The sequence below is a fragment of the Streptomyces sp. DSM 116795 genome (genome assembly GCF_055792905.1).
The window spans coordinates 5,928,535-5,952,585 of sequence record NZ_CM147707.1; the positions used below are offsets into that span (position 1 = coordinate 5,928,535).

Sequence of the window (24,051 nt, forward strand, 5' to 3'; positions counted from 1 at the left end):
CGTCCGGCGGTTCACTGACGGCGAAGCAGCCGCGTGGCGCCCGTCGCGACGGTCGTGGCGAGGATCCAGCCCAGCAGGATCAGGCCGGCCGCCACCCACTGGTGGCAGTCCTTGGGATCCCACGCGTTGTCCTGTCCCAGGCTGATGACGGGAAGCAGCAGGTCGAGCGCGTACAGCGTGGCGTTCCAGTGCGGCGACTCACCGTCCTTGAGCGGGTCCGGCGGATACGCCCGGAAATACATGGCACTCGCCGCCCACAGCATCGCCATCCACAGCGCGGCCTGTGCCGGGCGGTATCCGTAGGCGACCGTCCAGTCCTGTAAGTAGCCCCAGACCTTGCCCACCAGCGGAAGCGTCTCCCGGCGGCGCCGCTGCTTGGCCAGCAGCACCGCGCGGGCGTTGGTGTCCTCGCCGCTGTTGCGGTACATCAGCGCCAACTGCTCGTACGGCAGCGGCGAATACTCAGGTGTGGCCGCCGCCAGCCACCGCAGCCGTTCGCGGACGTTGAAGTGGCCCTCCTTGGGGATGGCCTGCTGGTAGGTGAAGCCCGCCATCCACAGCCGCTGGTCCCTTGGCCAGCTGCCCACGCGGTCCAGCAGCTTCTCGACGGTGGCACCGGAGAGCACGATCAGGCCGCGCTCGGGAGCGCGCGGCGTGAAGTTCAACTCGGGCGTCTGGATGCGGCGAAGGGACAGCTCCTGGTCCCGCTTGAGCTCGAAGCGGGCGTTCTCGATGACGAGCGAGGAGTTGAACCGGCCGTCGTCCAGCACCACTCCGCCCGTGCACTCGAAGTGCTTCGTACGCCAGCGGCCGCCGCCCTCCGAGATGAAGGGGACCGGAGTTCCGTCCGCCGGTGTGGTGCTGCCCTGGAGCTGTGAGGAGCGGCCCCGGTTGGCGTCGGCGAAGCTGGCGACGTGCTCGACGGTCATCTGCGGGGCGTGCAGGGCGTAGCGGCCCTTGGTGTTGCGCAGCACCGACCCGAACATGTGGAGCGAGCTGCCGATCGTCGCCCCGCGCAGACTCACCTCGCCGTCGGTGACCAGCAGGCTCGCCTGCAGCTCCTGGGAGACGGTGATGCCGTCCGCGGCGATCGCGCGTATGCGGCGGCCGCTGCCGACCGTCGCCTCGTTGAGCATCAGGTCGGTGCCGATGGAGGCGTCGGTGAGTTTGATGCCCTCGGGTATCGAGCAGCGCGGCAGGTGCAGATCGCCGTCGGTGCTCAGCCGGGCGGCCTCCAGGCGCGGTATGTAGCAGTCGACGAGACGGGCGGTGTGAATCCGCGCCTCCGATATCCGCACCTCCCGCTCGAAGCGGCACTGCCGCAGCTCGAAGTACGGCTCGATGACGCCGCCCGAGAGATCGAGCACGTCCGTGATCCTCGCCCCGGAGATGTGCAGCGAGGCCACCCGCCCCAGCAGCGGCGGCGGGCCGTGCAGCAGAAGCAGAGCGATGACACGGGCGCGCACGGTGCGCTCCGGCCCCCAGTCGTGGTCGCCGTTGGGGTCGTCGAGTTCCGCTTCGCCGCTGCGCAGGTCGTAATCGCTGCCGTTGAGGAAGGCCTGCCACATGCCCCACTCCGCCCTCGTCAGCCAGGACGGCGGTTCCCTCGATTCCAGCGGCTCGCTCACCGGTCCACATCCCCCTCTTCCTCTGCCGCGGGGCCGGTCGTGCCCTCGGGCTGCCCTCGGTCTGGCCTCGCCGGGCGGGCTGCGCCCGGCGTCCGTCCGCTTCTTTCCCGCTGAGTGACCGTATGAACGCCAGAGGCGACGATCGTCTGCCGGGGTGAGTATCACTCACTGATACGCGCGACCGGTGGGCGGACGCCGTCTGAGAGACTGGAGCCGTGATCTCCCGAATCGACCTGCGCGGTTCCGCCGTCTCCGCTGACGGCGGGATCGACCGTGATCTGCTGCCCCGCGCCGAGCTCGACGTCGAGGCCGCCCTGGAGAAGGTGCGGCCGATCTGTGACGACGTCCGGCATCGCGGCACCGCGGCGCTCCTCGAGTACGCGCAGCGGTTCGACGGCGTCACGCTGGAGCGCGTCCGCGTCCCGCGGGAGGCCCTGGACCAGGCGCTGGCCGAGCTGGACCCGGACGTACGGGCGGCACTGGAGGAGTCGGTGCGCCGCGCCCGCATCGTCCACCGCGAGCAGCGGCGCAACGATTCGACGGTGAGCGTCGTGCCCGGCGGCACGGTCACCGAGCGCTGGGTGCCGGTCGAGCGGGTCGGGCTGTATGTGCCGGGCGGCCGGGCTGTCTACCCGTCGTCGGTCGTGATGAACGTCGTGCCCGCGCAGGAGGCCGGGGTCGGCTCCCTCGCCGTCACCTCCCCGCCGCAGCCCGAGTCCGGCGGCCTGCCGCACCCGACGGTCCTGGCCGCCTGCGCGCTGCTGGGTGTGTACGAGGTGTATGCGGCGGGCGGCGCGCAGGCCGTCGCGATGTTCGCCTACGGCACCGGCGAGTGCCGGCCGGCGCAGATGGTGACCGGCCCGGGCAACATCTACGTCGCCGCCGCGAAGCGCCTGCTCAAAGGCCGTATCGGCATCGACTCCGAGGCAGGGCCCACCGAGATCGCCGTACTCGCCGACGACACGGCCGACCCGGTGCACGTCGCCGCCGACCTGGTCAGCCAGGCCGAGCACGACACGGTCGCGGCGGCGGTGCTGGTCACCCCGTCCGCAGAGCTGGCCGAGGCGGTCGAGGGCGAGCTGAAGGAGCAGGTCGCCGTCGCCCGGCACCGCGAGCGGATCAGCGAGGCGCTGGCCGGACGGCAGTCGGGCATCGTGCTCGTCGACTCCCTGGAGGACGGCCTCGCGGTCGTCAACGCCTACGCGGCGGAGCACCTGGAGATCCAGACCGCCGACGCGGCGGAGTGGGCCTCCCGGGTGCGCAACGCGGGAGCGGTCTTCGTCGGGCCGTACGCCCCCGTCTCGCTCGGTGACTACTGCGCCGGCTCCAACCACGTGCTGCCGACGGGCGGTTGTGCCTGCCACTCCTCCGGCCTGTCCGTGCAGTCCTTCCTCCGCGGCATCCACGTCGTGGACTACTCGCGCGACGCCCTCGCGGACGTCACGCACCACGTCGTCACGCTCGCGGAGGCCGAGGACCTGCCCGCACACGGGACGGCGGTCAAGGCCAGGTTCGAGAACGGAAAGGTGCCGCAGAGCAAGTGACCGGCATCGAACAGCTCCCCGTCCGGGACGAGTTGCGCGGAAAGACCCCGTACGGCGCCCCGCAGCTCGACGTGCCCGTGCGGCTCAACACGAACGAGAACCCGTACCCGCTGCCCGAGGCGCTGGTGCAGCGCATCGCGGAGCGCGTGACCGACGCCGCCCGAACGCTCAACCGCTACCCGGACCGGGACGCCGTCGAGCTGCGCACCGCTCTGGCCGCCTATCTGACCCGTACCGCCGGCTTCGAGGTCTCCCGGGACCAGGTCTGGGCGGCCAACGGGTCGAACGAGGTCATCCAGCAGGTGCTGCAGACCTTCGGCGGGCCGGGCCGCACCGCCATCGGGTTCGAGCCCTCGTACTCGATGCACGGCCTCATCTCCCGCGGCACCGGCACCGGCTGGCTGTCCGGGCCGCGCCGCGAGGACTTCACCATCGACACCGGTGCCGCGGTGCGCGCCATCGCGGAGCACCGCCCCGAGGTCGTCTTCGTCTGCTCCCCGAACAACCCCACGGGCACGGCCGTCGACCGCGAGACCGTGACCGAGCTGTACGAGGCGGCGCAGGCGGCCGGCCCGTCGATGGTGGTCGTGGACGAGGCGTACGGCGAGTTCTCGCACCGCCCGTCGCTGCTGCCGCTGATCGAGGGCCGCCCGAACCTCGTCGTCAGCCGTACGATGTCGAAGGCGTTCGGGGCGGCGGGGCTGCGGCTCGGCTATCTCGCCGCGGACCCGGCCGTCGTGGACGCAGTGCAGCTGGTCCGGCTGCCGTACCACCTCTCGGCGGTCACGCAGGCCACCGCGCTGGCCGCCCTCGAACACACCGATACGCTGCTCGGATACGTCGAGCGGCTCAAGGACGAGCGGGACCGGCTGGTGCGGGAGCTGCGCGCCCTCGGCCTCGAAGTCACCGAATCCGACGCGAACTTCGTCCAGTTCGGGGTCTTCGACGACGCGCACGCGACGTGGCGCGCCCTGCTGGAGCACGGCGTGCTCGTACGCGACAACGGAGTGCCGGGCCGGCTGCGGGCGACCGCGGGCACGCCCGAAGAGAACGACGCGTTCCTCGACGCGGTACGTGCAGTGACAAAGGAGACCCGATGACTCTGGCTCGTGTGGGCCGCGTTGAGCGCAGCACCAAGGAGACCTCGGTCCTCGTCGAGATCAATCTCGACGGCACCGGCAAGGCCGACATCTCCACGGGCGTCGGCTTCTACGACCACATGCTCGACCAGCTCGGCCGCCACGGCCTCTTCGACCTGTCGGTCAAGACCGAGGGCGATCTGCACATCGACAGCCACCACACCATCGAGGACACCTCGCTCGCGCTCGGCGCGGCCTTCAAGCAGGCCCTCGGCGACAAGAGCGGCATCGTGCGCTTCGCGAACGCGTCCGTACCGCTGGACGAGTCGCTGGCTCAGGTGACGGTCGACCTGTCGGGGCGCCCGTACCTCGTGCACAGCGAGCCCGAGGGCATGGCGCCGATGATCGGCGAATACGACACGACGATGACGCGGCACATCCTGGAGTCCTTCGTGGCGCAGGCGCAGGTCGCGCTGCACGTACACGTGCCGTACGGGCGCAACGCGCACCACATCGTGGAGTGCCAGTTCAAGGCGCTGGCACGGGCGCTGCGCTACGCGAGCGAGATCGACCCGCGGCAGAGCGGCATCCCGTCGACGAAGGGCGCGCTGTGACGGGTCTGTCGGCGCTTCTCATCTTCGTCGGTCTCTTCCTGCTCGGCGGTGCAGTCTCCTTCTGGAAGCAGAAGCTGCCCAAGGGCGTGGTCGCGGTGCTCGGCACGGGCTCCGGGCTCGCGCTGCTCGCCGGGATCCTGCGGCTGGAGGTGTGGACGTGAGCACGCAGAGCGAGAGGGCGCAGGGCAAGAAGGTCGTCGTCTTCGACTACGGCTTCGGCAACGTGCGTTCGGCCGAGCGCGCCATCGCACGCACGGGCGCGGACGTGGAGATCACCCGCGACTACGACGCGGCCATGGCGGCCGACGGGCTGCTGGTGCCCGGTGTCGGCGCGTTCGCGGCCTGCATGGAGGGACTTCGTGCGGCCCGCGGCGACTGGATCATCGAGCGACGGCTCGCGGGCGGGCGTCCTGTACTGGGCATCTGCGTAGGCATGCAGATCCTCTTCTCGCGCGGCATCGAGCACGGCGTCGAGGCCGAAGGCATGGGCGAATGGCCAGGCACGGTGGGGCCGTTGAAGGCGGACGCCGACCACGCGGTGCCCCACATGGGCTGGAACACCGTCACGCCCGCTGAGGGTTCACGCCTCTTCGACGGGCACTCGGACGCCGACCGCTACTACTTCGTCCACTCCTACGCCGTGCACGACTGGGAACTGACGGTCACGAACCCGGCGATGACCCCGCCCAAGGTCAGCTGGACCGAGCACGGTGCGCCGTTCGTCGCCGCGGTGGAGAACGGCCCGCTGTGGGCGACCCAGTTCCACCCGGAGAAGTCCGGTGACGCCGGCGCCCGGCTGCTGTCCAACTGGGCTGCGACCCTGTGAGCCCGTGAACCGTGACCCTGTGAACCTCTCCACGACACCGTTCCGCCCCACCAGAGAGCCGAGAGAGCCTGTGTCCACGCCCCCGTCCACGCCTCCGTCCGCGCCGTCCGGACAGTCCGCCCCCATCGCCCGCACGCTGGAGCTCCTCCCCGCCGTCGACGTACGCGACGGTCAGGCCGTGCGCCTCGTGCACGGCGAGTCGGGGTCCGAGACCGCCTACGGCGACCCGCTGGACGCGGCCCTCAACTGGCAGCGCGCGGGCGCCCGTTGGCTGCACCTGGTCGACCTCGACGCCGCGTTCGGCACGGGTGACAACCGCGCGCGCATCGCCGAGGTGGCCCGCGCCATGGACATCGACGTCGAGCTGTCCGGCGGCATCCGCGACGACGGCAGTCTCGCCGCCGCCCTCGCCACCGGCTGCCGCCGCGTCAACCTGGGCACGGCGGCGCTGGAGACCCCCGAGTGGGTCGCCAAGGTCATCGCCGAGCACGGCGACAAGATCGCCGTGGGTCTGGACGTACGGGGTACGACGCTGCGCGGCCGCGGCTGGACGCGCGACGGCGGCGACCTCTACGAGACGCTCGCCCGGCTCGACTCGGAGGGCTGCGCCCGCTACGTCGTGACCGACATCAACAAGGACGGCACCCTCAAGGGCCCCAACCTCGAACTGCTGCGCAACGTCTGCGCCGTCACGGACCGTCCCGTCGTCGCGTCCGGCGGCGTCTCCTCCCTTGACGATCTGCGCGCTATCGCCACGCTGGTACCGGAAGGCGTCGAGGGCGCCATCGTGGGGAAGGCCCTCTACGCCGAGGCGTTCACACTTGAAGAGGCTTTGGAGGCCGTGTCGTCATGACCCCGTCCGAACGGCGTGACCTCGACGTGCAGCGGGACCGCTCCGGCAGCACCTGGGAGGAGACGATCGGCTTCGCACGCGCCGTCGCGGCGGGCGACCGGGTGCTGGTGGCGGGCACGATGCCGCTGTCGGACGGCAAGCTGCTCGGGGAGGGTTCACCGTACGGGCAGACGAAAGCGGCCTTCGGCAACGCCCTGGAGGCTCTCGGGCCCTTCGGGCTCGACGCGTCGTCCGTGATCCGCACGCGGATGTATCTCACGCACGGGCGTGACGTTGAGGACGTGGCGCGGGCCCACCGCGAGATCTTCGGCGACGTCTCTCCCGCCGCCACCGTCGTGGTCGTCTCCGGCTTCGTGGACTCCAGGGTCCTGGTGGAGGTGGAGCTGGAAGCCTTCCGCGGCAACAGCCGTACGTGACACGGCCGTTGCCCACCGGCGGCCCCTGCGGGCCGCCGCCGTACCTCTTCGACGCACCGTCCCCGCAAGGAGCAAGCACAGCATGTCCGTGGCCGTACGAGTGATTCCCTGCCTGGACGTGGACGGCGGACGGGTCGTCAAAGGCGTGAACTTCAAGAACCTGCGGGACGCGGGCGACCCCGTCGAGATGGCCAAGATCTACGACGAGGAGGGCGCCGACGAGCTGACCTTCCTCGACATCACCGCCTCCTCCTCAGACCGCGAGACGACGTACGACGTGGTGCGGCGCACCGCCGAGCAGGTCTTCATCCCGCTGACGGTCGGCGGCGGTGTACGCAGCGGGGACGACGTGAACAGGCTGCTGCGCGCGGGCGCGGACAAGGTCGGCGTGAACACGGCGGCGATCGCCCGGCCCGAGCTGATCCGGGAGATCGCCGAACGCTTCGGCAGCCAGGTGCTGGTGCTCTCGGTGGACGCGCGGCGCTGCCGTGGTGCTGTCCCGGGCGGGGCGGACGGGCCGGGCGTACGGGCCGGGCATGGCGGGACGGATCCCGCAGGTGACGCGGACACCGCGGGCGTGGCCACGCCGTCCGGCTTCGAGGTCACCACGCACGGCGGCCGGCGCGGCACCGGCATCGACGCGGTCGAATGGGCGCAGCGGGCCGCGGAGTTGGGCGCGGGGGAGATCCTGCTGAACTCCATGGACGCCGACGGCACCAAGGACGGCTACGACACCGAGATGATCGACGCCGTGGGCAGGCACGTGTCGGTCCCCGTCATCGCCTCGGGCGGCGCCGGCCGCCTGGAGCACTTCCCCGCGGCGGTCGCCGCGGGCGCGGACGCGGTGCTGGCCGCGTCCGTCTTCCACTTCGGCGATCTGCGGATCGGCCAGGTCAAGGACACGCTGCGCGAGGCGGGCGCTCCCGTGCGCTGAGCGCCGGGCGCACGCGTGCGTCCGGTGTATGCGCAGCGGGCCGGACCTGTCCGCGCGGTGCGGCGGGGCGGATCACCGGCCGCCGCGCCGGGCCGCGAAGCCCCATCGGCGCCGTCCGCTCCCGGCCTCGGAAGCCGCCGGCCCCGCCGGCCCCGCCGGCCCCGTCGAACCGGGCGTCTGCGGTGAGGACCTGGTGGCGTTCCCCTCGGCCGGGCCGGGCGCCGTGCCCGGCGGTTCGGAGGGCGTCGCGGATCCGGACGGCGTTCCCGGTCCGTACGGCGCGGTCCGCGTCGCCGGTGACGGGGCGAACCGTACGGGCAGAGCGGTCAGTGCGCGGATGAACGGGCCGGGCCGCCAGGTGAGTTCGCCGGCGGGAACGGCGAGCTCCATCTCGGGCAGCCGGTCGAGAAGCGTGTCGACGGCCACTTCGGCGATGACGCCGGCGGTGTCCTGAGCGGGGCAGGCGTGCGGGCCCGCGCTGAAGGCGAGATGCGCGGTGTTGGCGGCCCGTTGTTCCTGGCTGGTCGGCAGAGCCGGGTCCAGGTTGGCGGCGGCGTGGCTGATCGTCACCGGGACGCCGGAGGGTATGAGGGTCTCCGATCCGTCGTCCGGGTCGCGCAGGACGTAGTCCTCGATGGCGTACACGAACGAGTAGTTGGAGTGCGGTGCGTGCAGCCACAGCACCTCGTTGAGTGCGTCGGTGACGGTGAGGTTCCCGCCCGTCAGATCGCCGGCGAAGCGGTCGTCGGAGAGGAGCATCATCGTGGCGGTGGAGATCCAGGCGGTGCCGGGCACCTGGCCCGCTCCGGTGATCACCACGAGCTGGTCGATGAGTTCTTCCTGGGTGACGTCGGCGGAGTGCTGCAGCAGCCGCGTCGTCACGTCGTCGCCGGGAGCCCGGTGCTTGATCGCGATCAGTTCGGTCAGGCATGCCACCAGGTCCTGGACGCCTTCCTGGGCCGCGGCCGGTTCGACGGCGTTGACCATCTGCAGGAACGCGGTGGAGATGCGGCCGTTGAGATGGTCGGGGCAGCCGAAGAGCTGGGTGAGGACCATGACCGGGATCCGTGCCGCGTACTGGGAGACGAGGTCGGCTGTGCCGTCGGAGGCGAACTCGTCGATCAGCAGGGTCGCGCTGCGCTGGACGCAGGCCCGCAGCTGGTGGGGGTCGATCCCGCCCAGAGCGCGGTCGACCGGGGTCCGCAGCCGCAGATGGTCCTGTCCGTCCGCGAACCACAGGCTCTTGCGCGGCCCCATGATGGGAAGGATCGGGCTGTCGCTGGGCACGCTTCCGTCTGCCAGCGCCTTCCAGCGGTTGGCGTCCTTGCTGAAGTAGGGGCTGCGGAGCACTTCCAGAGCCGCCTGGTAGCCGGTGACGAGGATGGACGCGACACCGGGCGCCAGCTCCACCCACTGCGCGGGGCCGCCCTGTGAACGCAGGCGCTCGTAGAGGGCGTTGGGATCCGCGGCGAAGTCGTCGTCGTACAGCTTCGGCAGTCCTGCCGTGGACGCGGCAGGGCTCCGGTGAGCGGGGCAGCCGGACGCCGCTGCGTCCGTTTCGAAAAGGGGCGAGGAGGTCACGACGACTCCTGGTGGCCGGCGTACAGGTGCTGGACGAGCGCGATCAGTGCGGCCTTCGCGGACGGTCGGTCCCGTGCGTCACATGTGATCAGCGGTGTACCGGGATCGAGATCGAAGGCTTCGCGGAGTTCGGCGTCGGGGTAGTCCGGGGTGCCGGGGAAGGTGTTGAGGGCGACGATGTGCGGCAGCCCGCTCTTCTCCACCAGGCTCAGGGCCTCGAACGACTGGTCCAGGGACCGGGAGTCGGCGAGCACGAGGGCCCCGTAGGCGCCGCGGGAGAGGTCTTCCCAGATATGTGTGAAGCGCTGCTGGCCCGGCGTGCCGAACAGGTACAGCGCGAGGTCCTCGGCGAGCGTGAGCCGGCCGAAGTCGAGGGCCACGGTGGTGGAGTGCTTGTCCGGCACTCCCGTCAGGTCGTCCACCCCGGCGCCGTTCTGCGTCATGAGTTCCTCGGTGCGCAGCGGCTCGATCTCGCTGACCGCTCCGATGAGGGTCGTCTTTCCGACGCCGAACGGGCCCACGACCATGAGCTTGGCAGTGATCTGCACGCTGTCGCGGACATAGACGCCGTCAGAGAGCCTGGAGCCCATGCAGCATCCTCTCCAGGGTTCGCAGATGGTCGGGGCCCGTGGGCGTGCCGGCGGCCTGCCCGCTCCCGGAACCCGTCTGATCGCTCTGGTCCCTCTTGACCGACAGCAGACCGGAGTCGATCAGATCGCCGAGCAGGATGCGGGTGATGGTGAGCGGCTGCCCGAGATGCCCGGCGACCTCGATGACGGTCAGATAGCCGCCGCGGCACAGGTCGATCGCCCGCAGATGTTCGGGCTGCAGTCCGGTCCGGGGCCGACCCGGCACCGCGGTGACCATCGTGATCACGTCCAGCTCGTCGGCGGTCCCGGTGGGCTGGGCGCGCCCGCCGGTCAGCACGAACGATCTCACCAGGTCATGCCTGTGTCGGTGCGTCATGTGCTGCTGCCGACGTCCTCGCGGAGTCCGGTGCCCATCTCCCGTCCGAGCTGGGCCACGACCTCGTGCATCCGGTACGCGACCTGCCCCACGTCCGCGGCCCCGGAGGTCGCAACGGACAGGAACGTCGAGTCGTGCGCGCGGATGGTGACGACGAATCCGCCGTCGAACTCGACCATGCTCTGCCGCCACGAGTCGGCCGGGGCGCGGCAGAACATCGCGGTCGCACTGCTGGTGGACTGAACACCCGCGAGAGCGGCGGCGATGCTGTCGGCCTGGTCCTGGTCCAGCCCCGGGGAGAACGCCTTCACCAGGCCGTCGGCGGTGATGAGGATCGCGTCGTGGACCTCGGGCTGGTCCAGCACCTGGTTGAGCATCCATGCGTCCCGGTTCTGGTTCATGACTCGGGGGTCCCTTCAGTGGACGGACGGAGGCGGTCGGCCGCCTTGCCTGCTCGCTGGAACGCACCGATCGATGCCGCCGCTTCGCGGGGTGTGCGCTCCGCGGCCGGCCTCGGAGCCGGGAGTGGCTGCCCGGCCGGGCCGGCGCTCGGGGCGGCCTGCTTCCGGGTCCGCTTGGGCAGCCCGTTGGCGGTGGTCGTGAGGGGTGCCGCGGGTTCGTCGTCGTGGGTGGGTTCGTCGTCGCGGGTGGGCGCGGCAGTCTCCGGGACGGTCTCCAGAGCAGGTTCCTGCGGTTTGTCCGCGGCCCTGTCCGGGGCCTGGTCCGGGACCGTCTCGCGGGGAGGCGCCGACGCGGCCGGCGCGGCGGAGGGCCGTACGGGGTCCGTCAGCAGGGTCCTGGGAAGATTGACCACCGCGCGCACCCCGCCGAACGCCGAGGCGGTGTCGACGGAGACCGTGAATCCGTAGCGCCGGGCCAGCGCACCGCAGGCGGCGAGCCCGAAGCGCGGGGGGTCTCCCAGCTTCGCGATGCTCAGGGAGTCGTCGTTCAGCAGCCGCGTGGCCTTCTCCTGCTCCGCCGCGTTCAGGCCCACTCCGGCGTCCTCGATCACGAACGCCAGCCCGCTGTGGGTGAGTTGGACGTGCACTTGTACGGGGGTCTGCGGGTGCGAGGAGCGGGTTGCGTTCTCCAGCAGCTCGGCGATCGTCATGACCAGCGGTTCGACCACACGGCCCGTCACGGCCCGGGTGTCCTCGATCCGGACGATGTGGACGCGCTTGTAGTCCAGTATTCGCCCGATGGCGCCGCGGACGATGTCGTGGAGCGGTGTCGCGTTGTGCTGACGGCCCGGCCATGCCCGGCAGACCACCGCCATGCCGACCGCACGGCGCAGGATCTGGGCGTTCGTGTGGTCGAGCTGCATCAGGTCTTCGAGGAAGACGGAGTCGTCGTGCCGCCCCGTCATTTCGTTGATCTTCAACTGCTGCCCGTTCGCCAGCCCTTGAAGCTTCCTGGCGACGGCCAGCAGCAGTCCTTCGGCACCCTGCTCGGCTCGCTCCGTCGCGTGGCTGAACATCTCCAGCAAGGAGTCGTGGGCCTCTGCGAACTCCGTACCGGCAAGGGATTCGTACAAGGGGCCAGGGACGCCTGAGCGCGGTCCCCGCCATTGGGCCTCCGCCATTGCCTTGAGGCGCTGCTGCACGAGGTACAGCGTCTCCTGTTCGAGCATGCGGACGTGTTTTTCGAGGGCCTGAGCCCGCTCCGCACTCCGGGCGGCGTTCCTGCGGTGCCGGATTGCCGCGCCGACGGCCACGGCGGCGGCCACCGCCAGGAACGGCGCGAGCCAGATCGCTACGTCCGAGATGCGCATCATCAGATCCTCAAGCAGGAGCGAGTTCGCCGGTCGGGAGACGGGGCAAGCACGTCACGAGCCGGTCCGCAGGAGGGCAAGGGTGGTAAGTCAAGATACGTCAGCAGTCTTTGAATTCAAGACAGTTGGCAGGAGAACTTGACCTGGGGATTGCACCGTACCGCTCCTAGTGACGGACCTGGCCGGACATATGACGCCTCGTGCGCTCACCGGTCTTTTCCATCGCCGGACTACGTTCTCGACCAGCCCGACAAAACCGCGCGAAATTCGGCCCCGTCGAGCCGGCGCCGAATTCGATGCTCAAGGCAACGGGGATGTTGAAAGGAGCCGCCCGCACCGTCTCCCGTACGTCGGCGTCAGGCAGCAGGCACACGGCAGGGCGCGCCGGGACATCCCCGGGCGGTTCCCGGCGCCCCGCCGGGGCGCATAGGCTGCGGCGCATGAGCAGGGTGAACGACGTCGGCGGGCAGACGGGCTTCGGCCCCGTCGTGCGGGAGGAGAACGAGCCGGTCTTCCACGCGGACTGGGAGGCACGGGTCTACGCGCTGAACACCGCGCTGGTACGGCGCGGCGTCTACACCCTCGACGAATTCCGGGACGCCATCGAACGCATGCCGCCGCAGGAGTACTTGGCGGCCTCGTACTACGAACGCTGGCTCCACGCGATCGAAGAGCTCACCGCGGAACGCGGCGTGGGAAGCGATGAGTGAGCCCGCGTCAGCGCTCTTCGCCCCCGGCGACCCGGTCCGTACCCGCGCCGTCGACCCGGACGGGCACACGCGGCTGCCGCGCTATGCACGCGGCCGCACGGGACGGATCCTCGCCGTCACCGGAAGCTGGCCGCTCGCCGACGATGTCGCCCGGGGCCGCGCCGAGCCGCGTGTCGAACCCGTGTACACGGTGGCCTTCGCCGCCCGCGACCTGTGGGGCGAGGGCGATCACGAGGTGACGCTGGACCTGTGGCAGTCGTATCTGGAGCCTTCCGAGGAGGCCGCATCGTGAGCGGAACGCACACCGGCAACCCGGTCGCGGCGCGCGTGCGCCGTCTGGAGGAGCGGCTCGTCGCCGCCGGGCGTGTGACGGACGACGAACTCGACGCCATCCTCGGCGCCGTACTGCGCAACGCCTCACCGCTCAACGGGGCCCGCGTCGCCGCCCGTGCATGGACGGACGCCGGCTTCCGCGAGCGGCTGCTCGAAGACGCGAACGCCGCCCTGCCCGAGGTCGGTCTCTCCATGGCGGGCGGTCTGCAGGAGCAGCGTCTTAAAGTCGTCGCCAACACCGCGGAGCGTCACAACGTGCTGGTGTGCACGCTGTGTTCGTGCTATCCGGTGGCGCTCCTCGGTCCTTCGCCCTCCTGGTACAAGAGCGAGGCGTACCGGTCGCGCGTGGTGCGCGAACCCCGCGCCGTGCTGGCCGGGTTCGGGCTCGACATCCCGGACGGGCAGGAAGTCACGGTGTGGGACTCCAGCGCGGAGAGCCGCTACATGGTGCTTCCTCAACGCCCGCCGGGCACCGAGGAGTCGACCGAGGAGCAGCTCGCTGCCCTCGTCACCCGCGAAGGCCTGATCGGCACGGCCGCGGTCTGAGTTCCGCCGCCGCGGGCCCGGCGCCTGCGGGTCGACGGGTGCTGCTGCGCGTCAACGGGTTCTGCCGCGCGCCGCCCGCAGATACTCCCGGTTCATCGCCGAGATCGAGAACAGCGGGATGCCCTTCGGGCAGGCCGTCGCGCACTCACCTGCCAGCGTGCAGCCGCCGAAGCCTTCGTCGTCCATCCGCTCCACCATCTCCAGCACCCTCGACTCCCGTTCGGGTGCGCCCTGCGGCAGCGCCGCCAGGTGGTTGACCTTGGCGGAGGTGAACAGCATCGCCGAGCCGTTCGGGCAGGCGGCCACGCAGGCGCCGCAGCCGATGCATTCGGCGTGCTCGAAGGCTCGGTCGGCCGCGGGTTTCGGTACGGGTGTGGCATGAGCGTCGGGAGCGGAGCCCGTCTGCGCGCTGATGTAGCCGCCCGCGCCCATGATCCGGTCCATGGCTCCGCGGTCCACCACAAGATCCTTCACCACCGGGAAGGCCGCGGCACGCCAGGGTTCGATGTCGATGGTGTCGCCGTCCGCGAACTGCCGCATGTGCAGCTGGCAGGCGGTGGTGCGCTCCGGCCCGTGCGCCTGGCCGTTGATGACCATGCCGCAGGCGCCGCAGATGCCTTCACGGCAGTCGTGGTCGAATGCGACCGGCTCCGCACCGCTGAGGGTCAGCTCCTCGTTGAGGGTGTCGAGCATCTCCAGGAACGACATCCCGGGCGAGACGCCGTCCACGTGGTACGTGCGCATTCCGCCGGGGGAGCCGGGTCCCTCCTGGCGCCAGATGTTGAGCGTGAACCTCATGCGTAGCTCCGCTGAGTGGGATGTGCGTACTCGAAGTCCAGGTGTTCCTTGTGCAGCACCGGCGCGGTGCCGGTGCCGGTGTGCTCCCAGGCGGCGGCGTAGCCGAACTCCTCGTCGTCGCGACGGGCCTCGCCGCCAGGGGTCTGGCTCTCCTCGCGGAAGTGGCCGCCGCAGGACTCGGTGCGGTGCAGGGCGTCCAGGCACATCAGCTCGGCGAGTTCGAGGTGGTCCGATACCCGGTTCGCCTTTTCCAGGGACTGGTTGAGCTGCTCGCCGGTGCCCGGCACGCGGACGCGGCGCCAGAACTCCTCGCGCAGCGACGGGATGCGCTCCAGCGCCTTGCGCAGCCCGGCGTCCGTACGGGCCATGCCGCACTCGTCCCAGAGGAGCCGGCCCAGCTCCTTGTGGAAGGACTCGGGGCTGCGGTCGCCGCCCACGGCCAGCAGCGCGTCGAGGCGCGCGGAGACGCCGGCGACCGCTTCGGCCGTGGCGGGGTGGCCTGCGGGCACCTCGTCGTGCGGGTGCCGCGCCAGGTAGTCGCCCAGGGTCGCGGGCAGCACGAAGTAGCCGTCCGCGAGACCCTGCATCAGGGCGGAGGCGCCTAGCCGGTTGGCGCCGTGGTCGGAGAAGTTGGCCTCGCCGATCGCGAACAGGCCGGGGACGGTGGTCTGCAGGTCGTAGTCGACCCAGAGGCCGCCCATCGTGTAGTGGATGGCGGGATAGATCCGCATGGGCGTCGTGTACGGGTCGTCGGCGGTGATCCGTTCGTACATCTCGAAGAGGTTGCCGTACCTCTCCTCGACGGCCGCGCGTCCCATGCGGGCGACGGCGTCGGCGAAGTCGAGGTAGACGCCCTGGCCGCCGGGGCCGACGCCCCGGCCCTCGTCGCAGACGTTCTTGGCCGCCCGGGAGGCGATGTCGCGAGGCACGAGATTGCCGAAGGCGGGGTAGGTCCGCTCCAGGAAGTAGTCCCGCTCCTCCGGCGGGATCCGCTCGGGCGGGCGGGTGTCGCCGCGCGCCGCCGGCACCCAGATGCGGCCGTCGTTGCGCAACGACTCGCTCATCAGCGTCAGTTTGGACTGATGATCGCCGGAACGCGGGATGCAGGTCGGATGGATCTGCGTGAAGCAGGGGTTGGCGAAGTACGCGCCGCGCCGGTGCGCGCGCCAGATCGCCGTGGCGTTGGAGTTCTTCGCGTTGGTGGAGAGGTGGAAGACATTGCCGTAGCCGCCGGTCGCCAGCACCACGGCGTCGCCGAAGTACGTGTCGAGGCTGCCGGTGACCAGGTCGCGGACCACGATGCCGCGGGCGCGGCCGTCGATCACGACGAGGTCGAGCATCTCAGTGCGCGGATGCATCTCCACGTTGCCGTTGGCGATCTGCCGGGAGAGCGCCTGGTAGGCCCCGAGCAGCAGCTGCTGCCCGGTCTGGCCGCGGGCGTAGAACGTACGGGAGACCTGCACGCCGCCGAACGAGCGGGTGTCGAGCAGCCCGCTGTACTCGCGTGCGAAGGGCACCCCCTGGGCCACGCACTGGTCGATGATCTCGGCGGAGATCTGCGCCAGCCGGTGCACGTTGGACTCCCGGGCACGGAAGTCGCCGCCCTTGACGGTGTCGTAGAAGAGCCGCCGGGTCGAGTCGCCGTCGTTGCGGTAGTTCTTCGCGGCGTTGATGCCGCCCTGCGCGGCGACGGAGTGCGCGCGGCGCGGCGAGTCCTGATTGCAGAACTGCACGACGTGGTAGCCCTGTTCGGCCAGTGTCGCGCCCGCGGAGCCGCCCGCGAGACCGGTGCCGACCACGATGACCGTGTACTTGCGCCGGTTGGCAGGGTTGACCAGCCTCGCGGCGAAGCGGCGGGTGTCCCAGCGGTCCGCGATCGGGCCGGAGGGCGCCCTGGTGTCGGAGAGCGGTTCTCCTGTGCGGTAGTCGGCGTAGCCGAGGTGGCCGAGACCGGGGTCGTGACGGCCCGGGTCGTGGTGGCCGGGGTCGTGGCGGCCCGGGCTGGGGCGGTCGAATGAGCTGCTTGCGATGCTCGCGCTGTTCGTACCGGTCATGTCGGTCAGCCCACCAATCCGGTCATGACGCCCACGGGCACGGAGATGAAGCCGATCGTCAGCAGCAGCGCCAGCCCGTTCGCCGCGGCCTTCAGCGTCCGGTCGCGGCGTGCCCGGCCCGCTCCCAGCGTCTGGGCGGCGCTCCAGAACCCGTGCCGGATGTGCAGGCCCAGCGCGAGCATCGCCACGATGTAGACGGCGTTGCCATACCAGGTGGAGAAGGTCGCCACCACGTTCGCGTACGGGTGTCCGGGCGCGGCGTGTTCGTTGACGGTCAGCGTGGTCAGGTCGAGCAGATGCCAGACGACGAACAGGCCGAGGACGACCCCGCCCCAGCGCATCGTGCGGGTCGCGTAGCTCGCGCGGCGCCGCTTGTGCACGTACGACTCGGGGCGCGCCGCGAGATCGCGCCGGCTGAGCTGCCAGGCAGCCACGACATGCGCGACGAGGGCCGCCACCAGCACCAGGCGGACGATCCACAGGAACCACCCCTGGTGCAGCAGCGGCTCACCGATGGTGCGCAGCCAGTGCGCGTAGCCGTCGAATTCGGCGGCCCCGAAGAAGATCTTGAGATTGCCGAGCATGTGCACGACCAGGTACATCAGCATGATCAGGCCGCTGACCGCCATCACGGACTTCTTGCCGATGGTCGATCCCCACACCAGCCCGAGCGCCGTCGACGCCCGTCCCCCTCGGCTGCCGCCGGTGCTCCGCGCCCCCGGGCTGGTCCCTGTCGCTTGTGCCATGACAACCGACCGTAAGGATGCCTTCCCGATAAGTCCAAGACATGATACGGCTTCATTCGATAGGCAATGGCTATCGTGCCCTATCCTCGGCGCATGCAGCTCCATCAGCTCCGCTACTTCACGGCCGTCGCCGACACCCGGCACTTCACGCGTGCCGCCGAGGCCGTGCACGTCGCACAGCCCTCGCTCTCGCAGCAGATCCGGGCCCTCGAACGCGAGTTGGGCGCCGAGCTGTTCCACCGGGCACGCGGGCACATCGGCCTCACCGACGCCGGCGAGGCCCTGCTGCCGCTGGCCCGGCGCATCATCGCCGACGCCGAGACCGCACACCGCGAGGTGCAGGAGGTGGCTCAACTGCGCGGCGGCCGGGTGCGGTTGGGGGCGCCGCCGAGCCTTTGCGCCAGCCTCGTCCCGGACGTGCTGCGCGACTTCCACGCCCGCTATCCGCGCGTGGAGCTGCACGTGCACGAGGACGCCTCGCAGGACCTCGTACGGGTGCTGGCCGACGGCGAACTCGACCTGGCCCTGATCATCACCCCGCTCCCGGTGCAGGCTCCGGCGCTGACGACCACCGAGCTGCTGCACGAAGAGCTGGTCGCCGTCTCCGCCCCGGACGAACCCCCGCCGGTGCGGCGCCGCGCCCTCCGGGTCGCCGATCTGCGGGACCGGCCACTGGCGATGTTCCGGCGCGGCTACGACCTTCGGGAGTTCACCATCGCGGTCTGCCGTGCGGAGGGTTTCGAACCGGCCTTCACCGTCGAGGGCGGCGAGATGGACGCGGTACTCGGCTTCGTGCGTGCGGGGCTGGGACTCGCCGTCGTCCCGCGCATGGTCGCCGACCGCTCCGGCCTGCGTACGACGCACTTCGCCAAGCCCGGCCTGCACCGCACGATTTCGGTCGCGCACCGGGGCGACGTGTCGCCGCCGCGGGCCGCGCGGGAGCTTCAGCGGATCATCGAAAGGTCAGTCGCACAGTAGGCGTTCGGGCACTCCCGGCGGTCTCAGATGCCGAGGTCCGCGTCGTGCGCCCGCGCGACGGCCTCCTTCTCGCCTTCCTCCTCGACCTGTGCGACGCGCTGGCGTCCCGAGACGTACAGCACCAGCTCGTTCGGCTCGCCGGTGACCGTGACGACCGGAGTGCCCTTGCGGGCCACGACCGTCTGGCCGTTGGGGCGGCGCAGCACCAGTCCCACCGGCGACTTGCGGCCGAAGACGCGGGCCATGCTCTCCATCCGCTTCCACAGCGCGTCCTGGAAGACGGAGTCCAGCTCCCGCGGCGTCCACTGGGGGACGGCGCGGCGCAGGTCCTCCGCGTGGATGTAGAACTCGACGGTGTTCGCGGCCTCGTCGACCTGCTTGAGCGCGTACGGGGACATCCGTGGCGGCCCGGTGCGGATGAGCTGGATCAGCTCCTCGTACGGCTTGGAGATGAACTCGCCCTGGACTCGGTCGAGTCGGGGGGCGAGTGCCTTGAGCACGAGCCCGCCGGCGGCGTCCGCCCGCCGTTCGCGCACCACGACGTGCGCGGCGAGGTCGCGGGCCTTCCAGCCGTCGCAGAGGGTCGGAGCCTCCGGTCCGCCGCTCTCCAACAGGTCCGCCAGGATGAGACGTTCACGCTTGGCATGGGTCGACATGCCGCCAAGGGTACGGCGGGACGCCCGCCGGAGCGCTGATTTCGGGCCCGCGCGGCAGGCGTCGCCCCGGCGGCCCCGGTGCCCCGGGGGCCCCAGGGCCCCCGGCGGACGGTCTACTCGCCGCCTGTGCCCTCGCGACTGCACTCCGCGCGGCCGCGTTCCTCGCGGTCGCGGTCGAAGAACTCCTCGGCCGTCGTCATGAAGGCGCGGGTCACCGAGACCGCGCGGCGCTCGCGCAGGCACACGGCGAAGGCCTCGGTGAAGATGTCGGCGTCGAGGATGCGCAGCATACGGGTGCGGCGGTCCGGGACGTACTCGATGTCGGTGGTGATGCCCACGCCGAATCCGGCGACGACCGCCTCCCGTACGCCCTCACGGCACACCTCGAGAGCGACCCGCGGGACGATGCCGCGCTCCTGCAGCGCCTGCTCCAGGGTGAGGCGGCAGGTGGAGCCCTTCTCACGCAACACCAGTGCCGTGTCGGCGAGTTCGGCGAGCCGCACGCCGTCACGGGCGGCCCACGGGTGGTCGTCGCGGCAGAAGAGCACCACGTCCTGTCTGCTGTAGGGCAGGGCGTGCAGCCGGCTGTCCAGCGTCGTCTGGCCGACGATGCCGACGTCGATCTCCTGCTCGTTGAGTCTTCTGATGACGGTGGCGGAGTTGTCCAGCAGCAGCGAGAGCGTCACGCCCGGGTGGGCCCGGTTGAACGCGGACAGCAGGCGCATCACGAAGTACGGCGCCACACCGCCCACCCGGAGCCGGCCCCGCAGGGTGCTGCCCGCCGAGTTCAGCAGCTCCACCGCCTCGCCCTCCAGGGCGAAGAGCTGCCTGGTGATGGTGAAGAGCGACTCCCCGAGCTCGGTGAGACGGACCCTGCGAGGCGTGCGGCGCACCAGCTCGACGCCGTAGTGGGCTTCGAGCTGGCGCAGCTGGATCGTCACCGTCGGCTGGCTGACGTGCAGCAGCGAGGCCGCCGCCGTGATGCTTCCGGCGACGGCCACCGCGTGGAAGGAGCGGAGCTGGTTGAAGGACACGTACGGCAGCGCGTCCGGGCGCGTTCCGGCTGTCTTCGAAGGACCGGCAGACGTCGTGCCGGCGGGGACGGAGACGGGGACGGGGACGGCCTCGGGCATCAGCTCCGTCACCCCTACTCCGAAACGTACTCCGAGACGCGGACCCAGACCTTTCCATCGTCGACCCGTGCCTGATGGACGCGCAAGGGCCGCGTCAGCGGAGGGCCCATGGCCTTTCCGGTCGGTATGTGGAACACGCCCTGGTGGCGGGGGCATTCGACGGTGTCGTCCTGTACGTAGCCCTCGGACAGGGATGCTTCCTGGTGGGTGCAGCAGTCGTCGGTGACGTAGTAGTCGCCGCCGATGTTGAAGACCGCGTACGCATGACCGCGCAGATTCACGCAGACGACGTCGTCCTCTTCGACCTCGGACGCGTCGGTCAGGGCGCACCAGCCCTCTTCGGTGTCGCTCATCTCGCTCATCTCACTCCTCGCCGGTCCGGCGTCGTACGGACCGTGGCAGCCCGCCCCGGCAGGGGGCGGGGCGGGCAGTGTGCGGCCACGGACTTCAAGTGCTGCCGCCCGCACCGCTGATGGCGCTGGGCTCCGGGTCGCTGTAGCGGTTCACCAGGGCGTTGTGGCGGCTCATGCTCGGCTTGAGGTCGTCGTAGAGCTGCGACCACAGCTCGAAGAAGTCGACGTACATGGCGTGCAGTTCGGGATCGGGTTGCACCACGCCGCGCACCGGGGCGAGGTCCTTCATCGGCTCGCGCATGTTCGCGTAGAGCCCGGCGCCCGAGGCGGCGATCACGGCGTCGCCCAGCGGCGCCGCCTCGTCCACGTCGGGGATCAGCAGCCGCCGGTTGGTGACGTTGGCGGTGATCTGGTTCCACAGCGGGCTCTTGGCCGGGCCTCCGTTGAGAACGAGTTCGGGGAAGTGGGCGCCGCCGTCCTCCGCGATGCGCACGTTGGAGTAGAGGTCGTAGGCGACGCCTTCGATCAGCGCCCTGATCACGTGGGCGCGGCTCGTGAACGGCTGCATCCCGAAGAACACGCCGCACGCCTGCCCGTTCCAGCGCGGCGAGAGGGAGTTGCCGAGGTAGGGCAGGTACATCAGCCCGTCGGCGCCGGGTGAGATGCGTTCGGCCTGCGCGGTGACGAGGTCGAAGACGTTGCGGCCCATGCGTTCCGCCAGCGCGCTCTCGGGGTCGGCGAACTTGTCGCGGAACCACTTCAGGGAGGCCCCGGTGAAGGCCATCGGCGCGTCGAACAGCGTCATCCCGTCCAGCACATGGGGCCACTTGAGGATGCGGTACTCCTCGGGCAGCTCGTCCCGCGGCACGAGCACGCCCCAGTTGGAGCCGGTGCCCATCGAGTAGTACGCCTGCCCGGTCTCCGTCGCGCCCGCCCCCAGCGCGGCCGCCCCGATGTCGGTGCCGCCGGCCACTACCGCGGTGCCTTCCCGCAGGCCCGTCTCGCGGGCCGCCTGCGGGGTGACGGCGCCGATGACCGTGTCGGAGGTGTGGATGTCCGGATAGATGTCCGGGGAGAGGCCGAGCGCTTCGGTCAGGGAGTGGTCCCAGCGCGCGTGGCGGTGCTCGTACGGGTAGAACAGCCCGGCGTCGCCGTGGTTCATGGCGTACTCGCCGGTCAGCCGCATCGTGCAGTAGCCGGCGGGGGAGAGGAGCTTGTGGGTCGCGGCGAAGACCTCCGGCTCGTGCGTACGCAGCCACATCGCCTTCGGCTCGATGAACCAGGATGCGACGCGGTTGCCGTTGACGGCCTTGATCCGGTCCTCGCCAACCTGCTCGCGGATCTCGTCGCACTCGCGGTGCGAGCGGCTGTCCATCCAGATCATGGCGCGCCGCAGCGGCCGTCCGTCCCGGTCCACGGGCAGCGTCACGCCGACCAGCCCCGAGATCGACACCCCCGCCACGTCCGAGGCCGGACCCGGGTACTGGCTGACGCAGCGGGCTATGCAGGAGGAGACCGCCCGCCAGTAGTCGTCGGGGTCCTGCTCCGCCCACCCCGGGTGCGGGTGGTACAGCGGGTGCTCCGCCGCGGCGGAGGCCACGACGGTGCCCTCCGCCGTGTCGAGGATGCACGCCTTGACGTTGGTGGTGCCTATGTCGATGCCGAGCGAGAGGTGTCCGGACAACGGATGCTCCTTTGCATCACGGAGATCAGCGGAGGGGAAGCGGCGCGGCGGCGAGGCCTGGCCGCCGCGCCGCGTGAAGTGCCCGCGCGGGCCGGCCCTCTAGCCGGTCACCGCAGCGGACGTACTGGTCGGCACCGTCGATCCGGACCCGTTGCCGAGGTTGCCGACGATGTCGCGGTGGGCCCGTACATACCCCTTGCTCACCACGTACTGCCGCTCGGCAGGCGCGTCGGGAAGCGCCTGGTGCAGCCGCCGCAGCGCGTGGAACGGTACGGAGGGCGCCAGATGGTGCTCCGCGTGGTACGGCATGTTCCAGTACAGGAAGCGGATCACCGGATTGGTGAGCGTGGTCCGCGTATTGGTCAGCGGATCCGCACCCTCGGCCATGCCGGTGTGCTCGGCCATGCGTACGAGGCGGAGTGCGGGCTCCGCGATGACGCGCGGGACCAGCCAGAACGCGAGCAGCGCGGCCCACGTCCCGGTGACGGCGCCGACGGCGCCGACGAGCACGTACAGGCCGACCATCAGCCGGGCCTCCCACACCACACGGCGGCGTTCGGACTCGGGGAGGAAGAACCGCTCCCGGTCGTTGAAGCGCCCGGTGCAGCCCCGGTAGAGCGTGCCCACGACTTTCGGCCAGAATTCCATTCCGAAAACCTCGCCGAGATACCCGGAAATGCCGTCCGGCATGGGCACCTGGTCCGGGTCGCGTTCCGGGTCCTGTGTGTAGGAATGGTGTGCGGCGTGACGGTAGCGGAAATAAAGCGCGGGCCGCATCATCAGGACGCCGCAGAATGTCGCCACCGTGCTGTTCAGGCGGCGTGTACGGAAAGCGGTGCCGTGTGTGCACTCGTGCATCGGCGCGAACAGGAACACCACGACGACTCCCTGCGCGAACATCGCCGGAAGCATCCACCAGGTGCCCCAACTCCACGCGATCAGGGCCGTGGTGGCGGCACCGGCCGCAAGGTGGCCCGCCATGTAGCGCAGCGCCGGGCCGTTGCGCCGCCGCTGCAGCCCCTTGAGATCCTTCCGTGGAAGCGGCGCCTTGACGGGTTTGGCCCAGGGGTCCGTTTCGCCGGGCGTCAGCATCGGTGTCATCTGCCACTCCTCCCTCCCCCTACGCCTCCGGCGTGGGTGGGGGTCCCCCCGGCATTGCCAGGGGGAGTACCCCATTTCCATTCGCCGGACTCTCTGCCACACAATGAGCGAGAGAAGCTCACGCTGTCGAATAGAAAAATCAAAGAATCGCCATAGATTCCCTCTATACCGGCCGCCGGTAATGCTCAGCGCGACCGGATCCGTGCACCTGCGGCAGCACCGTGCGCGGCACACGTGCACCAGTGCACCTCCTGCACCACGTGCATCACCGCCACCACGTGCACGCCCGCGCGGCATGCGCGAGAATGGTCCCCATGCCCGCACGTTCCTCCGCGGGGTCGCTCGATCCCGAGATCGCCGCACGCCTCAAGCGCAACGCGGACGGCCTGTTCCCCGCCGTCGCCCAGCAGCACGACACGGGCGAGGTGCTGATGCTCGGCTGGATGGACGACGAGGCCCTGCACCGCACCCTCACCACCGGCCGCGCCACCTACTTCAGCCGCAGCCGCCAGGCGTACTGGGTCAAGGGCGACACCTCCGGCCACGTCCAGCACGTACGGTCCGTGGCGCTGGACTGCGACGGCGACACCGTGCTCGTCAAGGTCGACCAGGTCGGCGCCGCCTGCCACACCGGTGACCGCACCTGCTTCGACGCGGATGTGCTGCCGGCCGCCACGGCTCCGGCGGGGCCGCGACCCGAGGCGGGCCGCACGCCGGCGAGCGGTGACGGCCAGTAAGGTCACCGAC

27 protein-coding genes are annotated in these 24,051 nt (G+C 70.7%); 13 read left to right on the top strand and 14 right to left on the bottom strand.

What is annotated here, in order from left to right; genetic code table 11:
- Window positions 1–11: 11 nt before the first annotated feature.
- On the bottom strand, window positions 12–1,628 hold the full coding sequence (locus ACSMXX_RS25535) for an oxidoreductase (RefSeq protein WP_473181029.1): 1,617 nt from the start codon (window positions 1,626–1,628) through the stop codon (window positions 12–14).
- Window positions 1,629–1,843: 215 nt separating this feature from the next.
- Here ACSMXX_RS25535 and hisD point away from each other — a divergent pair, with 215 nt between their 5' ends.
- The 8 genes from hisD to hisF all read left to right on the top strand — a co-directional run bounded on the left by hisD (window position 1,844) and on the right by hisF (window position 7,894).
- The gene (hisD, locus tag ACSMXX_RS25540) at window positions 1,844–3,172 is read left to right on the top strand and encodes a histidinol dehydrogenase (protein WP_473181030.1); all 1,329 of its coding nucleotides are present in this window, start codon (window positions 1,844–1,846) and stop codon (window positions 3,170–3,172) included.
- On the top strand, window positions 3,169–4,272 hold the full coding sequence (locus tag ACSMXX_RS25545) for a histidinol-phosphate transaminase (RefSeq protein WP_473181031.1): 1,104 nt from the start codon (window positions 3,169–3,171) through the stop codon (window positions 4,270–4,272). The genes hisD and ACSMXX_RS25545 overlap by 4 nt, the downstream gene beginning before the upstream one ends.
- 2 nt (window positions 4,273–4,274) lie before the next feature.
- The gene (gene hisB / locus ACSMXX_RS25550; protein WP_197354928.1) at window positions 4,275–4,865 is read left to right on the top strand and encodes an imidazoleglycerol-phosphate dehydratase HisB; all 591 of its coding nucleotides are present in this window, start codon (window positions 4,275–4,277) and stop codon (window positions 4,863–4,865) included.
- Window positions 4,862–5,026, top strand: a complete 165-nt coding sequence (locus ACSMXX_RS25555) for a hypothetical protein (RefSeq protein ID WP_473181032.1) — start codon at window positions 4,862–4,864, stop codon at window positions 5,024–5,026. The genes hisB and ACSMXX_RS25555 overlap by 4 nt, the downstream gene beginning before the upstream one ends.
- Window positions 5,023–5,691: an imidazole glycerol phosphate synthase subunit HisH gene (gene hisH / locus ACSMXX_RS25560; RefSeq protein ID WP_473181033.1), complete on the top strand. Its 669-nt coding sequence runs from the start codon at window positions 5,023–5,025 to the stop codon at window positions 5,689–5,691. The genes ACSMXX_RS25555 and hisH overlap by 4 nt, the downstream gene beginning before the upstream one ends.
- A gap of 124 nt (window positions 5,692–5,815) precedes the next feature.
- Window positions 5,816–6,544, top strand: coding sequence for a bifunctional 1-(5-phosphoribosyl)-5-((5-phosphoribosylamino)methylideneamino)imidazole-4-carboxamide isomerase/phosphoribosylanthranilate isomerase PriA (gene priA / locus ACSMXX_RS25565; protein WP_473184966.1), 729 nt, complete (start codon window positions 5,816–5,818; stop codon window positions 6,542–6,544).
- Window positions 6,541–6,960 (top strand): RidA family protein, encoded by a 420-nt coding sequence (locus ACSMXX_RS25570; RefSeq protein WP_473181034.1) that lies wholly within the window; start codon window positions 6,541–6,543, stop codon window positions 6,958–6,960. The genes priA and ACSMXX_RS25570 overlap by 4 nt, the downstream gene beginning before the upstream one ends.
- Window positions 6,961–7,042: 82 nt before the next feature.
- The gene (gene hisF, locus ACSMXX_RS25575; RefSeq protein WP_473181035.1) at window positions 7,043–7,894 is read left to right on the top strand and encodes an imidazole glycerol phosphate synthase subunit HisF; all 852 of its coding nucleotides are present in this window, start codon (window positions 7,043–7,045) and stop codon (window positions 7,892–7,894) included.
- A 72-nt stretch (window positions 7,895–7,966) separates the two neighbouring features.
- On the opposite strand, the gene ACSMXX_RS25580 is transcribed toward hisF, so the two are convergent.
- The 5 genes from ACSMXX_RS25580 to ACSMXX_RS25600 are packed head-to-tail and all read right to left on the bottom strand — an operon-like array spanning window position 7,967 to window position 12,215.
- Window positions 7,967–9,475: a cytochrome P450 family protein gene (locus ACSMXX_RS25580; protein WP_473181036.1), complete on the bottom strand. Its 1,509-nt coding sequence runs from the start codon at window positions 9,473–9,475 to the stop codon at window positions 7,967–7,969.
- Entirely contained in the window at window positions 9,472–10,065 is a 594-nt protein-coding gene (locus ACSMXX_RS25585; RefSeq protein ID WP_473181037.1) for a GTP-binding protein, read from the bottom strand. Before ACSMXX_RS25585 ends, ACSMXX_RS25580 begins: the two co-directional genes overlap by 4 nt.
- Window positions 10,046–10,414 carry a DUF742 domain-containing protein gene (locus ACSMXX_RS25590; protein ID WP_473181038.1) on the bottom strand — a complete coding sequence of 123 codons (369 nt, stop codon included), beginning with the start codon at window positions 10,412–10,414 and terminating at the stop codon, window positions 10,046–10,048. The genes ACSMXX_RS25585 and ACSMXX_RS25590 overlap by 20 nt, the downstream gene beginning before the upstream one ends.
- A 23-nt stretch (window positions 10,415–10,437) precedes the next feature.
- Entirely contained in the window at window positions 10,438–10,842 is a 405-nt protein-coding gene (locus ACSMXX_RS25595; protein WP_070012028.1) for a roadblock/LC7 domain-containing protein, read from the bottom strand.
- The gene (locus ACSMXX_RS25600) at window positions 10,839–12,215 is read right to left on the bottom strand and encodes an ATP-binding protein (protein ID WP_473181039.1); all 1,377 of its coding nucleotides are present in this window, start codon (window positions 12,213–12,215) and stop codon (window positions 10,839–10,841) included. Before ACSMXX_RS25600 ends, ACSMXX_RS25595 begins: the two co-directional genes overlap by 4 nt.
- 437 nt (window positions 12,216–12,652) lie before the next feature.
- Here ACSMXX_RS25600 and ACSMXX_RS25605 point away from each other — a divergent pair, with 437 nt between their 5' ends.
- The 3 genes from ACSMXX_RS25605 to ACSMXX_RS25615 are packed head-to-tail and all read left to right on the top strand — an operon-like array spanning window position 12,653 to window position 13,801.
- Window positions 12,653–12,922, top strand: coding sequence for a hypothetical protein (locus ACSMXX_RS25605; protein WP_473181040.1), 270 nt, complete (start codon window positions 12,653–12,655; stop codon window positions 12,920–12,922).
- Window positions 12,915–13,214, top strand: coding sequence for an SH3-like domain-containing protein (locus ACSMXX_RS25610; RefSeq protein WP_473181041.1), 300 nt, complete (start codon window positions 12,915–12,917; stop codon window positions 13,212–13,214). The genes ACSMXX_RS25605 and ACSMXX_RS25610 overlap by 8 nt, the downstream gene beginning before the upstream one ends.
- On the top strand, window positions 13,211–13,801 hold the full coding sequence (locus tag ACSMXX_RS25615) for a nitrile hydratase subunit alpha (protein WP_473181042.1): 591 nt from the start codon (window positions 13,211–13,213) through the stop codon (window positions 13,799–13,801). The genes ACSMXX_RS25610 and ACSMXX_RS25615 overlap by 4 nt, the downstream gene beginning before the upstream one ends.
- A gap of 51 nt (window positions 13,802–13,852) precedes the next feature.
- On the opposite strand, the gene ACSMXX_RS25620 is transcribed toward ACSMXX_RS25615, so the two are convergent.
- Genes ACSMXX_RS25620 through ACSMXX_RS25630 form a run of 3 tightly spaced genes read right to left on the bottom strand, consistent with a single transcriptional unit; the run spans window position 13,853 to window position 17,399 of the window.
- The gene (locus ACSMXX_RS25620; protein ID WP_473181043.1) at window positions 13,853–14,599 is read right to left on the bottom strand and encodes a succinate dehydrogenase/fumarate reductase iron-sulfur subunit; all 747 of its coding nucleotides are present in this window, start codon (window positions 14,597–14,599) and stop codon (window positions 13,853–13,855) included.
- The gene (locus ACSMXX_RS25625) at window positions 14,596–16,653 is read right to left on the bottom strand and encodes a fumarate reductase/succinate dehydrogenase flavoprotein subunit (RefSeq protein WP_473181044.1); all 2,058 of its coding nucleotides are present in this window, start codon (window positions 16,651–16,653) and stop codon (window positions 14,596–14,598) included. The genes ACSMXX_RS25620 and ACSMXX_RS25625 overlap by 4 nt, the downstream gene beginning before the upstream one ends.
- 5 nt (window positions 16,654–16,658) lie before the next feature.
- Window positions 16,659–17,399: a succinate dehydrogenase gene (locus ACSMXX_RS25630; protein WP_473181045.1), complete on the bottom strand. Its 741-nt coding sequence runs from the start codon at window positions 17,397–17,399 to the stop codon at window positions 16,659–16,661.
- Between the two features lie 93 nt (window positions 17,400–17,492).
- On the opposite strand from ACSMXX_RS25630, the gene ACSMXX_RS25635 reads away from it, so the two are divergent.
- Window positions 17,493–18,377, top strand: coding sequence for a LysR family transcriptional regulator (locus ACSMXX_RS25635; RefSeq protein WP_473181046.1), 885 nt, complete (start codon window positions 17,493–17,495; stop codon window positions 18,375–18,377).
- A gap of 23 nt (window positions 18,378–18,400) precedes the next feature.
- Here ACSMXX_RS25635 and ACSMXX_RS25640 read toward each other — a convergent pair whose 3' ends face one another.
- From ACSMXX_RS25640 to ACSMXX_RS25660, 5 genes are all read right to left on the bottom strand, one after another.
- Window positions 18,401–19,033, bottom strand: a complete 633-nt coding sequence (locus ACSMXX_RS25640) for a TIGR03085 family metal-binding protein (protein ID WP_473181047.1) — start codon at window positions 19,031–19,033, stop codon at window positions 18,401–18,403.
- A 113-nt stretch (window positions 19,034–19,146) separates the two neighbouring features.
- On the bottom strand, window positions 19,147–20,178 hold the full coding sequence (locus ACSMXX_RS25645) for a LysR substrate-binding domain-containing protein (RefSeq protein WP_473181048.1): 1,032 nt from the start codon (window positions 20,176–20,178) through the stop codon (window positions 19,147–19,149).
- A 2-nt stretch (window positions 20,179–20,180) separates the two neighbouring features.
- Complete coding sequence (locus ACSMXX_RS25650) at window positions 20,181–20,528, bottom strand: non-heme iron oxygenase ferredoxin subunit (RefSeq protein WP_473181049.1); 348 nt, start codon at window positions 20,526–20,528, stop codon at window positions 20,181–20,183.
- Between the two features lie 85 nt (window positions 20,529–20,613).
- Complete coding sequence (locus tag ACSMXX_RS25655; protein WP_473181050.1) at window positions 20,614–22,203, bottom strand: xylulokinase; 1,590 nt, start codon at window positions 22,201–22,203, stop codon at window positions 20,614–20,616.
- A gap of 99 nt (window positions 22,204–22,302) precedes the next feature.
- Complete coding sequence (locus tag ACSMXX_RS25660; RefSeq protein ID WP_473181051.1) at window positions 22,303–23,304, bottom strand: fatty acid desaturase; 1,002 nt, start codon at window positions 23,302–23,304, stop codon at window positions 22,303–22,305.
- Between the two features lie 314 nt (window positions 23,305–23,618).
- Between ACSMXX_RS25660 and hisI the strand changes: the two genes are divergently transcribed.
- Window positions 23,619–24,041 (top strand): phosphoribosyl-AMP cyclohydrolase, encoded by a 423-nt coding sequence (hisI, locus tag ACSMXX_RS25665; protein ID WP_473181052.1) that lies wholly within the window; start codon window positions 23,619–23,621, stop codon window positions 24,039–24,041.
- Window positions 24,042–24,051: the final 10 nt, after the last annotated feature.